The sequence below is a fragment of the Trichococcus patagoniensis genome (genome assembly GCF_003051085.1).
Lineage (GTDB): Bacteria > Bacillota > Bacilli > Lactobacillales > Aerococcaceae > Trichococcus > Trichococcus patagoniensis.
Map to the genome: position 1 here is coordinate 25,570 of NZ_QAOM01000014.1, position 14,770 is coordinate 40,339.

The 14,770-nt window shown below is 49.0% G+C and carries 15 protein-coding genes and 1 riboswitch; of the genes, 8 read left to right on the plus strand and 7 right to left on the minus strand.

The window, feature by feature from the left end; genetic code table 11:
• Positions 1 to 88: 88 nt before the first annotated feature.
• Complete coding sequence (locus tag C8U37_RS10295) at positions 89 to 976, minus strand: fructose bisphosphate aldolase (protein ID WP_108033141.1); 888 nt, start codon at positions 974 to 976, stop codon at positions 89 to 91.
• A 267-nt stretch (positions 977 to 1,243) separates the two neighbouring features.
• Here C8U37_RS10295 and C8U37_RS10300 point away from each other — a divergent pair, with 267 nt between their 5' ends.
• A complete protein-coding gene (locus C8U37_RS10300; protein ID WP_086626957.1) occupies positions 1,244 to 1,456 on the plus strand; it encodes a hypothetical protein in 213 nt (70 codons plus the stop codon).
• A 738-nt stretch (positions 1,457 to 2,194) separates the two neighbouring features.
• On the opposite strand, the gene C8U37_RS10305 is transcribed toward C8U37_RS10300, so the two are convergent.
• The 3 genes from C8U37_RS10305 to C8U37_RS10315 are packed head-to-tail and all read right to left on the minus strand — an operon-like array spanning position 2,195 to position 4,076.
• Positions 2,195 to 2,959 carry an ABC transporter permease gene (locus C8U37_RS10305; RefSeq protein ID WP_108033142.1) on the minus strand — a complete coding sequence of 255 codons (765 nt, stop codon included), beginning with the start codon at positions 2,957 to 2,959 and terminating at the stop codon, positions 2,195 to 2,197.
• A complete protein-coding gene (locus tag C8U37_RS10310) occupies positions 2,956 to 3,873 on the minus strand; it encodes an ABC transporter ATP-binding protein (protein ID WP_108033143.1) in 918 nt (305 codons plus the stop codon). The genes C8U37_RS10305 and C8U37_RS10310 overlap by 4 nt, the downstream gene beginning before the upstream one ends.
• Positions 3,873 to 4,076 (minus strand): PLDc N-terminal domain-containing protein, encoded by a 204-nt coding sequence (locus tag C8U37_RS10315; protein WP_108033144.1) that lies wholly within the window; start codon positions 4,074 to 4,076, stop codon positions 3,873 to 3,875. Before C8U37_RS10315 ends, C8U37_RS10310 begins: the two co-directional genes overlap by 1 nt.
• A gap of 229 nt (positions 4,077 to 4,305) precedes the next feature.
• On the opposite strand from C8U37_RS10315, the gene C8U37_RS10320 reads away from it, so the two are divergent.
• Genes C8U37_RS10320 through C8U37_RS10330 form a run of 3 tightly spaced genes read left to right on the plus strand, consistent with a single transcriptional unit; the run spans position 4,306 to position 7,319 of the window.
• Positions 4,306 to 5,226 carry an alpha/beta hydrolase gene (locus tag C8U37_RS10320; RefSeq protein WP_108033145.1) on the plus strand — a complete coding sequence of 307 codons (921 nt, stop codon included), beginning with the start codon at positions 4,306 to 4,308 and terminating at the stop codon, positions 5,224 to 5,226.
• A gap of 45 nt (positions 5,227 to 5,271) precedes the next feature.
• Positions 5,272 to 6,657 carry an alcohol acetyltransferase gene (locus C8U37_RS10325; RefSeq protein WP_245879822.1) on the plus strand — a complete coding sequence of 462 codons (1,386 nt, stop codon included), beginning with the start codon at positions 5,272 to 5,274 and terminating at the stop codon, positions 6,655 to 6,657.
• Entirely contained in the window at positions 6,654 to 7,319 is a 666-nt protein-coding gene (locus tag C8U37_RS10330) for a DUF6320 domain-containing protein (RefSeq protein ID WP_108033146.1), read from the plus strand. Before C8U37_RS10325 ends, C8U37_RS10330 begins: the two co-directional genes overlap by 4 nt.
• A 338-nt stretch (positions 7,320 to 7,657) precedes the next feature.
• On the opposite strand, the gene C8U37_RS10335 is transcribed toward C8U37_RS10330, so the two are convergent.
• Positions 7,658 to 8,299: a fasciclin domain-containing protein gene (locus C8U37_RS10335; protein ID WP_211306180.1), complete on the minus strand. Its 642-nt coding sequence runs from the start codon at positions 8,297 to 8,299 to the stop codon at positions 7,658 to 7,660.
• A gap of 127 nt (positions 8,300 to 8,426) precedes the next feature.
• Here C8U37_RS10335 and srtB point away from each other — a divergent pair, with 127 nt between their 5' ends.
• A complete protein-coding gene (gene srtB, locus C8U37_RS10340; RefSeq protein ID WP_170100257.1) occupies positions 8,427 to 9,197 on the plus strand; it encodes a class B sortase in 771 nt (256 codons plus the stop codon).
• Positions 9,198 to 9,307: 110 nt separating this feature from the next.
• Here the strand turns inward: srtB and C8U37_RS10345 are convergent, their stop codons facing one another.
• Positions 9,308 to 9,649, minus strand: a complete 342-nt coding sequence (locus C8U37_RS10345) for a YjgN family protein (RefSeq protein ID WP_108033148.1) — start codon at positions 9,647 to 9,649, stop codon at positions 9,308 to 9,310.
• Positions 9,650 to 9,816: 167 nt separating this feature from the next.
• Here C8U37_RS10345 and C8U37_RS10350 point away from each other — a divergent pair, with 167 nt between their 5' ends.
• Positions 9,817 to 10,581 carry an SDR family NAD(P)-dependent oxidoreductase gene (locus C8U37_RS10350; protein WP_108033149.1) on the plus strand — a complete coding sequence of 255 codons (765 nt, stop codon included), beginning with the start codon at positions 9,817 to 9,819 and terminating at the stop codon, positions 10,579 to 10,581.
• Positions 10,582 to 10,969: 388 nt separating this feature from the next.
• Complete coding sequence (locus C8U37_RS10355) at positions 10,970 to 12,079, plus strand: mandelate racemase/muconate lactonizing enzyme family protein (RefSeq protein ID WP_211306182.1); 1,110 nt, start codon at positions 10,970 to 10,972, stop codon at positions 12,077 to 12,079.
• Positions 12,080 to 12,888: 809 nt separating this feature from the next.
• Here the strand turns inward: C8U37_RS10355 and dapA are convergent.
• Positions 12,889 to 13,776, minus strand: coding sequence for a 4-hydroxy-tetrahydrodipicolinate synthase (gene dapA, locus C8U37_RS10360; RefSeq protein WP_108033150.1), 888 nt, complete (start codon positions 13,774 to 13,776; stop codon positions 12,889 to 12,891).
• 140 nt (positions 13,777 to 13,916) lie between these two features.
• Positions 13,917 to 14,063, minus strand: a riboswitch (Lysine riboswitch).
• Positions 14,064 to 14,354: 291 nt separating this feature from the next.
• Here dapA and C8U37_RS10365 point away from each other — a divergent pair.
• Positions 14,355 to 14,735 carry a VOC family protein gene (locus C8U37_RS10365; RefSeq protein WP_108033151.1) on the plus strand — a complete coding sequence of 127 codons (381 nt, stop codon included), beginning with the start codon at positions 14,355 to 14,357 and terminating at the stop codon, positions 14,733 to 14,735.
• The last annotated feature ends 35 nt before the right edge of the window (positions 14,736 to 14,770 follow it).

The following is a 14,770-nucleotide window of genomic DNA, read 5'->3' on the forward strand; positions in this document are numbered from 1 at the left end:
TAGGCACGGTAAGTTGTCGGATAATCAAGTAGTATTCAGTTTTTACGATACCGGAACACACAAAAGAGCCTGCGTTATCGGCCGCTCATCAAACGATGGAGGCGTCGTAGATGGATTGGATCGATTCAGCCAGGGTGGATTCGAATGCGTCATCCGTCAGGGCGGCACTCAAGCCTTCGGACAGCGCCCGCGAGAAGCTCGCGATCAATCCGGGATTGTGGGTCAATTTTTCGTTGGCTTCTTCCCGCGAATAGCCGCCGGATAAGGCCACAACACGCACCACTTGCGGATGGGAAATCAGTTCCTTGTAGAAATCATCGACGCTCGGAATCGAGAGTTTCAGCATCGCGAACTGGTCCGCCGTCAGACCATCAAGTGCCTTCAACAATTCTTCCTTCAGGATCGTTTCCGACGTGGCTTTGTCCGCGCTGTGGATGTCGACTTCCGGTTCGATGATCGGGATCAGTCCTGCCGCAAGGATCTGCTTGCCGACTTCGAATTGCTGGGCGACGACTTTTTTGATGCCTTCCCGGTTGGCGGATTTGATGACGGAACGCATTTTGGTGCCGAAGATATGGCGCTCGTTTGCGCGCGCAAGCAGGGCGTCCAAATCCGGATTCGGTTTCATCAACTGCACGCCATCTGCCTCGGCATCGAGTCCTTTATCGACTTTCAGGAAAGGCACGACACCTTTTTTCTCCCACAGGTAGTCAGCCGTATAGAGGCCTTCGACTTTGCGGTCCATCGTCTGTTCGAACAGGATGGCCCCCAAAATATGTTCCGAACTGAAAGCAGGCGAAGTGATGATGCGTGAGCGCATCTCATGGACAAGGGTGAACATCTCTTCTTCGCCGTGGTAGCTGTCTTCCGGAATGCCATACAACGCCAATGCCTTGGGTGTGCTGCCGCCGCTCTGGTCCAGCGCTGCAATGAAACCTTTGCGATTTTTCACGATATCGATTTGATCCTTGTTCATGATGTAACCCCTTTGCTCATCAGATTTTCGAAACCCGGATTCAATCTTGTTTTTTAGTGGAATGAGGATTTCTGATTTAAGTATAGCACTCATGCTATGCATTTCTGAGTGAAATGCCCTGTTCATTTTTGCGGTACTTAGCTTCAAAATTGACATGGAAATTATTTTTTGTTGAAACCTTTTTGATTTAGGAGTAGAGTTGATTTATGGGGTTTTTCAAGCACTTATAAAGCAAATCAACAAAATCGAACGAAAGAAGGCGTGCAGATGATTTTTTGGCTGAAATCGGACAAAACAAATGCGGAATACACGGAGCTGAATGTCTACAAACGGGGTATCCTGATGGGCGGAATTTCTCATCACAAGGACGACGATTTCTGGCAATGGTGGGTGGAAGGCGTGGGCAAGAAGAAAACCCGAAAAATGTACAAAGAAGCAACTGAGGACGAAGCCAGACGGGCTGTGGAGTACGAAATCTGAAATGGAACAGTAGCGCAGGAAAAGGATCATCGCTTTTGGATGGGACTTGGCCTGTTTTTTTTGGAAGCGCGATCTGCGGAGTGTGTGGTTGTCCGATAAGCGGGAAGAATCGGACAACCAGAGAGCAAATGTAGTGGCGGTTGTCCGATAAACCGCAAGAATCGGACAACCAGTAAGCATTTACCGTGCGACTTGTCCGATAACCCCAACATATCGGACAAGCACAAACAAAAACATCAAGGAGCCGGCGGAACATCGGCTCCTTGATGTTGTCTACAAATCTAAAAATCTACAGACTGACTTGTTTGTTCTTCCCGACGAAGGCTTCATGATGCGAGGACACCATCGCCTGTTTTTCAGCAGTGGGGTTGAGTCGTTTCTCTGATCGGGGCGCCGTATTTCCTGTATCTGCTATTGGGGAGGATGCGCTGAGGAGGCGTTCAACTGAGGTTGTCGGATTCTTTCGGGTTATCCGACAACGCGAAGAACATTATCGCTCCGGTTGTCCGATTCTTGCGGTTTATCGGACAAGTCGAAGAACATTTACTCTCTGGTTGTCCGATTCTTCCGATTTATCGGACAACTCGAAGAACATTAGCTTCCTGGTTGTCTGATTCTTCCGATTTATCGGACAACTTGGCTTTCGCCGACCGAAAACCCAAAACCGAAAACCAAATAAGCAAAAAAACACGCAAAGACGCAAGGAGCCAATCTCCTTGCGTCTTTGCGTGTTTTTAACTATAATCCGGATTTTTTGAAAATCTTTACCGCCGCAAAAAGTGCTGAACCAATCATCAGTCCCGCCGTCAGCAGAGAATTCCAAAGTTGCTCAAGCAGCAGTGTCCCTTGCAGCATGTCCATATTGCGCGAAGCCAGCATCAAAGGATTCCACTCGGACGCTTCCGGGAACAGATTCCACAAAAACAGCACCATCAGGAACGCACCGCTCAACAACAGCGGACCGTAGGCGTTTTTGAACAAGACAGCTCCGAGCAGCAGGACGGCAATCAACAGCACGCCGAACAAATAGAGGCTGATAACCGACAGGGCCAAGTTTTCGGTCGTGCCTTCAGGGAAGTAATAGAGTGTGTACCCCAAAGTGATGAAAAAGCAGAGCCAATAGCTGATGGTCCAGAGCAACAGGGCGCCTGTGAATTTTGAAAAAAGAATGGTCCGGCGCGGAAGGCCTTTTGTGACCATATTGATGAGTGTGCCTTTTTCATATTCTTTCGCCATCATGCCGCTCAAGAGGATGACGATGATGAACAGGCCAATCTGGGTACCGTTCTTGAAGAATTGGGTCCAGGAATCGAGGTTCGTCGGTTCCGCAATCAGGATCGTAATCCCTTCCGGCATGAAATTACCCAACAGATCCGGCAAAAATTTGGCCGTCAACGGATTCATGATACCCAACAGCGCAAACAATGCGATCGCCAGGAACAACTTGAAGTTGCGCGTATATTCGGTCAGTTCTTTTTTAGTGAAGGCAAGATACGCTCTCATCGGACCACCTCCAGGAAGATATCTTCCAATTTGGGTTCGGCCGTTTCCAATCGGAGCGGAACCAACCCGGTTTCGCCCAGGATTCGGATGATCAAAGCCATGGTCTGTTCCGGATCAGAGGCGTGGATAGTGATGGAAGGATCTTTTGCATCCAACGAGGTCGTCATCACGCTTATCCGAGGATTGGACTGGAAAACAGCGGCATCCGCCGGCGTCCGGAAGGTGACCGTACACGAATGTCTGGAGTGTGTGTGTGTCAGTTCCGATACCGAGCCGGTCAGGACGAGTTTTCCTCCATCGAGGATGCCCACCCGATCGCAGATGGCTTCCACATCGGTCAGGACATGCGTCGAAAATAGCACCGTTGTCCGCTCCTTCACTTTCAGAAGGATATCCAGGATTTCCCTGCGCCCGATCGGATCCAATGCGGAAGTCGGTTCATCGCATATCAGCAGTCGCGGTTCGTTCAGCAAAGCCTGAGCGATTCCCAAACGCTGCTTCATGCCGCGGGAAAATGTGCCGATGCGTTTTTTCACATCCGCCAGTCCGACCAGATCCAGCAGTTCCTCGGATTTTATTTGGATAATCGTGGACGGCATGCCTGTGATGTCGCCGCACAACCGCAGATATTCCTTTGCGGTCATGAAACCATAGAATTCGGGCACATCCGGCAGATAGCCGATGAAGCGGTTCGTGCGGGTGTCGCCGTAATGCACTTTTTCGCCGCAGACGCTGATTTCGCCGGCATCCGCCTGAAGCAAGCCTAAAACGATCTTCATTGTCGTCGTCTTTCCGGAGCCGTTCTTGCCGATGAAACCATAGATCGAGCCTTCAGGGACGGAGAAGGATAAGTCCTCGAGCACGCGTTGGCTCCCGAAGGATTTTTCCAATCCGGCGATTGTGAGGATATCCATCACTCATCGCCCCTTCCAATGAGGAAATACAGGACCGGACCGACGATGTTCAGGAATATGATGATGAAGGTCCAAAGTGTTTTGCTGCCCGTTTTTACGTTGGGATGCTTGTTCAGGTGGAGCAGGGCCGTAATCAGCAGGATGATCTGGATCACGACCAAAGGGATCAGGATGGGTAAGTATGGCTGCAAATCAGCTATCATAAAAGCTCGCCTTCTTTCTTTTTTAACGCCTATTTTCTCGTATCTTCATTCTGTTCGTTATATAACAAGTATAACACTGGCGGTGGGATTTGCAAGTCGGAAGAGTGGCGAAACCTATCATGCAGGGACGCCTCGCAAAGGTTCACGGCTATATGGGACTGGTGCTGTCCTGTGCTATAATGAAGCAAAGAAAACAGAATAGCCCACGCTGTCGTAGAAAGGACCAACGATGAATCCCTTTTTTAAATTGATGCTTAAGTTGCTGTCGTCACCAAAAATAAATATGCAGGAAGATTACGCCCGTGTCCGCAAAGTCCAGCATATACTGGCTCCCAAGCCGAAAAAGGGCTATATCATCATGGACCACAAAATCTATTCGGAAGACCGTTCCCATGATATTCCTGTACGGGTCTTCTATCCGAAAGAGCGCTTGTATAAAGAGCCGTTGCTGTTTTTTCATGGCGGCGGGTGGGTTATCGGTGACATCGAAACCTATACGAATGCCTGCATCAATATGGCGGATCTGACCGGCAGGACGGTCTATTCCGTCGATTATCGTTTGGCGCCGGAGCATCCGTATCCGGCCGGTCTCTATGATTGTTACCGGGTGGCGGAAGTATTGCTGAAGCATCTGGAAATGAGCGGTCTGTCGGATGACACCGACTTGATTCTGATCGGCGATTCCGCGGGCGGCAACTTGGCTGCAGCCGTGTCTTTGCTGCTCCGCGACAGAGGCCAAGCGACTCCGATGAAACAGATTTTGCTGTATCCTGTCACCAATTGGGATCATTCGGAAGCATCTCCGTTCGAATCGATCCGCACGAATGGGCATGATTACGGATTGACTGCGAAAAAAATGGAAGAATACATGGCGCTGTACCAACCCGATCCCGAGTTGCGCAAGAATGGATATGTTGCACCTTTGATGGCGGAAGATCTGTCGAATCAACCAGAAACGTTGGTGATCACGGCCGAATTCGACCCGTTGCGGGATGAAGGCGAAGCCTACGCGGAAGCCTTGCGGAATGCCGACAACAAGGTGCAGGTACATCGCGTGAACGGCATCGTCCATGGCTTCATCACCTATCCGAAGACGGCCGATTCGGTTGTCGAAGCCTATGAAGTCATCAATGCGTTTCTGAATGCATAAGCCAAGAAGGCTATTCTATAGAACAAGTGGAAAGGGGGAGCAGCAGTGAACCGAAAAAAGTGGGTACGTTTGGACAATGCCTCCAATATATTTTTGGCGGCCATGACGAGCAGTGATACGAAGGTCTTCCGCATGAGTGCGGAATTGACCGATTCCGTGGATCCGGTGTTGCTGCAGCAGGCGCTCGATGAAGTCTACGAGAATTATGTGCTGTACCACAGTGTGCTGAGGCGCGGATTTTTTTGGTACTATCTGGAAGAAAGCGACCTGAAGCCGAAAGTGACGGCCGACGTGTTGCCGCCGTGCGCGCAGATCTACCATTTTGACCGGAGGGAGCTGTTGTTCCGGGTCTTCTATAACCAAAACCGTGTTCACTTGGAGCTCTTCCATGCCCTGTCGGATGGCACCGGTGCGTTATGGTTTTTCGAGGATCTGCTGAAGGCGTACATCATGTTGCGTCATCCGGAAGCCTTCAAGGGGCTGGATGCCGCCGAGCATGACCGTCTGAACCACCAATTGGAGGACAGTTTTGCGCATTATTTCCGCAAGGACAAGAAACAGAACTTCACGGATGCGGCGCAGTCCGCCATCCGCTCCGTCGCTAAAGTCAGCCAGCTGACGGGGAAAAGCCATGCGCAAAAGAGCGTATTGCCTGAGGAAAACATGAAAAAGCAGAAACGCCGCGTACACCAGTTCCGCGGCAAAAAGACGCCGGACAACCGGCCGCATGTCATCGAGTTGGAGATGCCGGTCAAGGACGTTCTTGCCTTGGCTCGGGAACAACAAACTTCTTTGACGTTGTATCTGACCGCCGTGTATATGCTCGCCGTGCGCAAGGCCAGTCAAGATTTCCAACCTGGCTCGGCTATGGCCGTTTCTGTTCCGGTCAACTTACGGCAGTTCTTCCCGTCCGATTCTGCCAGGAATTTTTTCAGCACGACCCGCCTGATCTATACCACGGATGAAAATGGGGAAGCGAACGACATTGCCGCAATCGGTCGTACGCTGAAAGAGCAGTTCCAGCAGCAAATTACGCCGGAAAGTCTGGAAGAAAAGCTGCGGACGCTGATTGCCTTCGAGTACAGCCCCTTCACGCGGATGGTCTTCCGGCCGATCAAAGACTTTATTCTGAAGCTGGTCAATTACATCAGCAACCGGAATTTGACGATCGCGATCTCGAATTTGGGCAAGGTCACATTTCCTGATCCGATCGACGGCTACATCGAGAAAATGTATTTCCACACATCGGCGGTCCGGCCGCAATTTTGCGCCATCAGCCATGGGGAGCACTTGACGGTCAGCTTCACTTCCCCCTTTGTCGAATCAACGATCGAGGAGCAGTTTGTCAGGATTTTGACCGATGCGGGCGTAGCCGTAACCGTCGCAGCGAACAAGGTTTCGAGTGAAGATTTGGAAGGTGAGATATCATGAGACACTGCCAACATTGCAACGCGACCATCAAGGGAGAATGGGAACAATGTCCCTTGTGCCAGACGACCTTGGATGAAGGCACCGATCCGGTGCTGCCGGATCCCTACCCGAAGATTCCGTTGCGTTTCAACAAGGAAATTGTCACGAAATACCTGACCTTGATTTCCTTTGTGCTGATCATCGCTTTTCTGCTGATCGAACTGATCTGGATCGGACGGATGGAGAATGTTCAGCTCGCCCTGTTCGGGATCATGAGCATGTGGCTTTCCGTTTTGATTCTGATCCGGAAACGACGGAATATCGCAAAGGGCATCGTTTATCTGATCGTCTCCTTGTCGCTCCTGAGCATTTATTTGGATTATCTGTCAGGGTGGAGCGGTTGGTCGACTACCTATGCTGTGCCGATCATCTGCAGCTTTGCTATTGTATCGTTATATATCGCAGTTCGCCTCGTCAATTTGGGCGTCCGGGACTACGTGTTGTACCTTTTGACAGCTGCCTTGTTGGGGCTGTTGCCGGCGCTGTTCCTGACATTGGATTGGGTCACGACGCCATTGCCTGCGAGCCTGTCGGTCATGATGAGCGCAGTCACTCTCGTCATCATCCTGCTTTATCACGGCGGAGAGATATGGCGCGAGCTGGAGAAACGGATGCATGTATGAATGGATGAAATAGGCTGCCTCATTTTATTTTGAGGCAGCCCTTCGTATGTATCCGTATGTTTTGCGCAAAGAACCTGAAAGCTACAGAATAACCCGCCAAAATCGGTTCGACGGGTAAAATCAGTTCAAATCAAAGGCAGAAAACCCGCCGAAACCACATTGGCGGGGGAAAATGTCCGCGGACAACAAAAGATTCCCCGTCAAAATCATTTTGGCTGGGAATTCCGCCTAGTATTAAAACCCAGGCCAGACAATCATACTACTGAAAGACAAAGAAAAGGCTGCCTCTTTCGAGACAGCCGATTCATTAACGATTCAAAAGTTTAAGTAGCAAAACTTTATGCTGTTTTTTTCTTGAAGACAAAGAGAAGGAGTAGGCTGCCTGTAACCAGGATGGAAACAAGAAGGAGTGTATTCCCCTCTATACCAGTCTGAGCCACTTGGTCTGCCTCTAAATCAGTTTCTTGCAACTTGAAGTTCGAAGGAACCAGGATAGTGTCGATGACATGGATGACGCCATTGGTTGCTTCAATGTCGGTAGTCGTAATGTTGGATTTATTGACCATAGGTGCGTCTGAGAGATCAAAAGTAAGCTCTTCACCGTTTAGGGTTTCAGCTTTCATTCCATCTGTTAAATCAGCTGCCATGACTTTTCCGGAAACGACATGGTAAGTAAGAACTTTTCCCAAGTCTGGTTGTGCAAGAAGCTCTTCGGCAGTAATACCTAATTCACCAAGCAACTTCTCGAATGCGGCATTGGTAGGTGCGAACACTGTAAATGGACCGTCCCCTTGGAGATCATCAACAAGTTCTGCTTTTTGGAGAGCCGAAACAAGGATACTGAAATCTTCATTCCCAAGTGCAATGCCTACAATGTCATCGGTAGGTTCAGCAGTAGCAGCAGAAGCCATAGGAGCGATACTGAATGAGAGAAACAGCAATGTAGCAAGTGAAAGTAAGCGGCGTATTATTTTTTTCATTTTACCCTACTCCTTTCAAAAGTTGGAAATCTTTTGTAATCTCTATTACATAGCTTATAATAGCATTGTAATGTAAGCGGTGTCAAACTTAAGGATTTGAGTAGGCAAAAGAGGGGAGGAAGAAATCGTGCAAAAAAGTATATGGGTGCTGCTCCTCACCAAGTTACTCTTTCTGCAGATTATCTATTTTGGTGTTCAAGAAATAGAGCAAAGAAAGGACGTAGTGGTACCCGAGAAGAAGGCGCAGGTCGCCGTCCCACAACAAATGGCCTCTTCCACAGACTTCCGTTCGGAAACCGACTCTTCAGAGGAGGCAGCTGTTCCTTTGGAAGAATTGACTTTTACGATTAATCCATCTGCGGAATATTATCAAATGAATCCGGATTATGTAGGCTGGCTTTCTGTGAATGGAACCGTTATTGATTACCCGGTTGTCCGGGGACAGGACAATGAAATGTATCTTTCTAATAATTTCTATCGGGAACCGGATATCTTCGGAGCCATCTTCATGGATTATCGGAATATCGGAATGGGAATAGACCGGCATACGATCATTTATGGCCACTATACGCAGTATGGCCAGATGTTCGGGGAATTGGATAAATTTCTGAACGAAGATTTCCTGAAGGAAAATTTGGAATTTACATTCAGTGATGGCTATGGGCAAAGACGTTACAGGATTTTTTCCGTCCATGTGGCGCCAGCGGATACAAGTTTTTTGGATATTGATTTTGAGGGGAACGAGTACACCGATTTTCTGGCCATGCTCAAGAACCTTTCCGTCTTTCCGTCAGATGTCGCGGTGACAGAGGAAAATAACATTCTAACGCTAATGACGTGCAACGACTCCGCAGAAAACGGCCGGCTCTTTATTCATGCGGTGGAAGTAACAGAATAGCAACAGCAAATGCTCAACCGCACATCCCTAGATCGTGGACTCCAAAAAAAGCTCAAGTATCCCGGCGACAGAATTCCGAGGACTTGAGCTTTTTTTGAACGGATAGATTTTCATTCGGTTCCGTAGTATTCATCCCAATAGCCATACACATAGGTATTTTTGATGCGCCATTGCTGGAAGCGGATGGGCACGACAAAGGAATACAGTCCCAAAGTCAGGATTGAAAAGATAGTCCATTTCAGTAAGGAAAGCCATAGATCAATAGTTTTCCCGACAAAGTGCAGCTGGTGTCCTTCTATGTAAGTATGCTTGGCGACCCATTTTTCCCGATAACAGAAAGCCCAAGGCGCAGCCAGACCAAAAGTGAAAAAGCCTGCAAGAACGCAAATAAGAAGAATGCCGAAATATTCCAAAAGCGTTCCGGTAAAATAAGAATCATTATGATGGCGCAAAATATCACTCCTTTATTTTTGCTTACTGATATAATACGACATTTATTTAAGATTACGCCTATAAATATACTGTTATCATTTCGCAAGTCCGCCTAATGATTGCCCTTGACGCGCAAATGCGATACGCTAAAGGCAGCAATCATTTTGAGGAAACGCGAGGGACAAAAATGACAAACAAAATAGCGCTCATCACAGGCGCGAGTGCGGGCATTGGCCAAGAGTTCGCCAAAAAGCTCAGCCAACAAGGGTACGATCTGATTCTGGTGGCAAGACGCGAGGACCGACTTATAGAAATCAGCAAACAGTTGAACACGAAAAGCGAAATAATAACAGCGGACTTGGCGAAGGCGGAGGAATGCTTCCGTCTGTACGAAGAAACGAAGTACAAAAATATTTCCATGCTGATCAACTGTGCCGGTTTCGGTGATTTCGGCGCGTTCACGGCGACCAGTCTCGACAAGGAGCTGGAGATGATCGACGTCAACATCAAGGCGGTCCATATCCTGACCAAGAAATTTCTGCCGGATATGCTCGCGAGAAATGAAGGTTACATTCTGAACGTGGCTTCGGTTGCCGGACTGATGCCGGCTGGGCCTTATATGGCGACCTATTATGCGACAAAGGCCTACGTCACGAGCTTCACTTCCGCGATTGCTGAAGAGTTGGAAGAGAAGAAGAGCAACGTTTATGTTGGTTCATTATGTCCGGGACCCGTTGATACGGAGTTCAACCAAGTAGCGGATGTGAAGTTCAATCTGAAGGGCATCAGTTCTGAATACTGCGTCAACTATGCCTTGGACAAAATGTATAAGCGCAAGAAAATCATCGTTCCGACGATGTTGCTGAAGGGAGCCCTCTTCTCGTCGAAGTTGGCGCCGCGCAATTTGGTCGTGCGCATGACCAGCAGACAGCAAAAGAAAAAACAAGGCTGACGGAGCGCAGCAAGAGATAATTTGGAAGGAAGTGGGGTGCCTCTAGAAGCGGTATACCCTTCCTTTTTTGCGTTCTGCTTATTTGAGCGGGGGGTGTGACCGGAGGAAAGAGGTGCAGCGCCGGGTAGTCGGAGGAGCGCAACGTGAACAGGCTTCAGCTCCGGTGAGAGCTGCGCCCACCGGAGGACACCGGTAACAAACGGACGCACCTCCGACGAGGCTGCTCTTATCGGAGCACGCAAGCAGAATGGTTGCCGAACTCCGGCGAAGCCGTCGTTAACCGGAGGAAAGCGAAGGAATCAGCCCACAGCTCCGATTGGTACCTTACCGTTATTATTGGTAAAATAGAATCAAATGGAAGGGCTTGCCGGTGAAGAGAGGGGTTTTGATGATGAAAATCGACAGAATTGAAATTGGAGAAGTGGCTATCCCACTGCGGACGCCATTCAAAACAGCATCGCGCACGGTTGACGCCGTGCATAACATCCTGATCCGCATCGTGACCGATGACGGGACTGCCGGATATGGGGAGGCGCCACCAACCGCCTTGATCACCGGTGAAACAAAGGCTTCCATCCGCGAGGCCATCATGCAATACATCGCTCCGAGCATTATCGGAATGGAAATTTTCGACTTGGATACCATCATGCAAAGGATGCATGCCAGCATCGCCAACAACACATCTGCGAAAGCCGCTGTTGACATGGCGCTCTACGACCTATATGCCAAAAAACTCGGGCAACCTTTGTATAAAGTGTTGGGCGGGGCGAAACGGAAAATCGAGACCGCCCACACCGTCAGCGAGCATCCCATTGATGAGATGGTTCGCGACAGTCTGCAGGCCGTCCAGGACGGCTTCAGCATTCTGAATGTGAATGTCGGGAGGAATGGGATTAAGGATGTGGAAAGCTTATTGGCCATCCGTAAGGCAGTCGGACCGGGCATCCGCATCAAGGTCGAGGCCAATCAAGCCTGGAGTCCCAAGGAGGCGGTCCGCATCATCAACATGATGGAGAATAAGGGCGTGCAGGCGGAGCTGGTGGAACAGCCGGTGAAGGCGCACGATTTGGCCGGCCTGAAATTTGTGACGCAACACGTCCAAACACCGATAGTGGCTGACGAAAGTGTCTTCACCGTGAAGGATGCCCTCCATATCATCCAGACACAATCAGCTGACCTCATCAATATCAAACTGATGAAAACAGGCGGCATTCACGAGGCTCTCAAAATCTGCGCAGTCGCGGAGACATACGGAGTGGACTGCGTGATCGGCAGCATGCTGGAAAGCAAGCTTTCGATCAGCGCCGCCGCTCATCTGGCCGCCGCCAAAAACTGCATCACGATGGTCGACCTTATTGGGCCGTCGTTCTACAAAATTGAAGCCTATGAGGGCGGTCCTCTGTTCACAGGAGGCACGATCAAGTTGGGGGATGCGAACGGCATCGGCATCAACGCTTTTCCAAAAGCCCATTTCAAAAAAATCGGAATTGTGAAATAAAAGAAATAATCCACATGAAAAAAATAAGCAAAAGCTAAGGCGTACCTCCGAAATGAGGCATTTCCTTAGCTTTTGCTGTACGAGAGGATATTGTAAAAAGACGGAATTGGATGTTGTCCGATAACCGGGAAGAATCGGACAACCGGAAAGCAATCGTTCTGCGAGTTGTCCGATAACTGGGAAGAATCGGACAACCAGAAAGCAATCGTTCTGCGAGTTGTCCGATAACTCGGAAGAATCGGACAACCGGAAAGCAATCGTTCTCGATGTTGTCCGATAACTCGGAAGAATCGGACAACCGGAAAGCAATCGTTCTCGATGTTGTCCGATAACCGGGAAGAATCGGACAACCGGAAAGCAATCGTTCTCGATGTTGTCCGATAACCCGGAAGAATCGGACAACCGGAAAGCAAATGTTCTGCAAGTTGTCCGATAACTCGGAAGAATCGGACAACCGGAAAGCAATCGTTCTCGATGTTGTCCGATAACCGGGAAGAATCGGACAACCGGAAAGCAAATGTTCTGCAAGTTGTCCGATAACTCGGAAGAATCGGACAACCGGAAAGCAATCGTTCTCGATGTTGTCCGATAACTCGGAAGAATCGGACAACCGGAAAGCAATCGTTCTCGATGTTGTCCGATAACCGGGAAGAATCGGACAACCGGAAAGCAATCGTTCTGCGAGTTGTCCGATAACCCGGAAGAATCGGACAACCTCACTGTAACATTCCGATCGACCCCACAATTACCCTGAAGTACGACAAAAAAAGGCGCCTCCAAATTAAGGAGGCACCCAATTCTTCTTTTTTCTAGATCAGTCCAACTTTTTTCATGGCTGCGGCCAAACGGTCAATGACCGCTTGATCGGCATCCGTCAACGGCAGACGCATCGGTCCGACATTGAAGCCCAGCAATTGGACGCCAGCTTTTACCGGAATCGGGTTCGGTTCCAAGAAGAGGCAGTCGATCAACTCTTTGTATTCGGCTTGCATAGCGGCTGCCTTTTTGATATCGCCATCCAAGAAGGCATGGGTCATTTCCGATGTAGCTTTCGGTGCGATATTGGCAAGGACAGAGATGACGCCTTTTGCGCCCAAGCTCATCAATGGGATGATGGTGTCGTCGTTACCCGAGTAGATATCCAGGCGATCGCCCAATAGACTCAGGTTATCAACAGCCTGACTGAAGTTTCCGGTAGCGTCCTTCAACGAAACGATATTATCGATTTTCGCTAGTTCCACCAGTGTTTCAGGGGTAATGTTCTGGCCGGTGCGGCCCGGCACATTGTAAAGGACGATCGGAACTTTAACGCTGTTGGCGATTACTTTGTAATGTTCAATCAAGCCTTTTTGGGACGTTTTGTTGTAATAAGGAGTAACGCTGAGAATCGCATCCACACCCGTTGCCTCTACAGCGCGCGTCAATCCGACTCCGTGGCGCGTGTCATTGCTTCCGGCACCGCCGATGACGGGAATACGGCCGTTGACTTTTTCGACAGTGAAACGAATGAGATGAAGTTGCTCTTCATCCGTCAGCGTAGAAGCTTCCCCGGTTGTCCCCGCGATGATGATCGAATCGGTGCCGTTCGCGATATGGAACTCAATCAGTTCTTCCAATACCTCGTAGTTGATTTCTTGGTTTTCCGTGTCTTTAAACGGCGTAACAATCGCAACGCCTGATCCTTCAAAAATAGCCATGCTTATCTTCCTCCTGAATTCTGTGTTTTATTTATGAATAGACAAAAAACGACTATGAGCAAATGGTCTCATAGTCGTTCAAAACAGGCTGCGTAAGCTGAAGCGTTGCATCCATATAGTGAATTCCACCAATTTGCCCCAACGTGAGAAGCTCACCGAACAAAGCTGGGCGGCTTTGTCCGACAGTGCCAGATTTATTCAACCTTGGCCCCAATACAGAGTATTTCGGCAGCAACACCTTTCAGGGGATCCCTTACTGATTGTTAACCGCGACCTCTTCATCACATCGAATCGTATTTTGTTACTTCCACATTATCAAATAGAAATCAGTCTGTCAATCATATTCTGAGTGGATGCTGAGAATATGATTTGAAAAAGATTGGAAAACGACACATTAGGTGACGGTGAACATGGATGCTTCCGGGAACGCATATGCGCCTGCGATGTGATAAAATCAAATTGAGGAAACGCTTTTACTGCAAGTCGAAAAAGGGATTCCGGGATGTTTTTTTGCAGGCCATCCGCGCAGAGTTTGTCTCCAGCGCACCGGCAAGGATGATGAGAGGAAGTGTGTAGCGATGAAGATTGAACATGTTGCAGTGTGGGTGGACGATTTGGAGCTGATGCGCGATTTTTATGTTCGTTTTTTTGATGGCAAGGCCAATAAATTATACCGAAATCCTGAAAAAGATTTCCAATCTTATTTTATTACGTTCCGTGAAGGGGCCCGTTTGGAGCTTATGAAAAGGATGGATGTCAACGAACGCTATCCCCTTGATATGCTGGGCTGGGCGCATCTTGCCATTTCGGTCGGAAACAAGCAGAACGTCGATTATTTCACTGACAAACTCATCAAAGCGGGGTACACATGCAAAAGTCAGCCGCGCATTACAGGGGATGGCTACTATGAAAGCATGTTCCTCGATCCGGAAAAAAACGTCATCGAAATCACCATCTGAAAGAACAGTCAGGCCGAAAAAGCAGGGAGCAGACA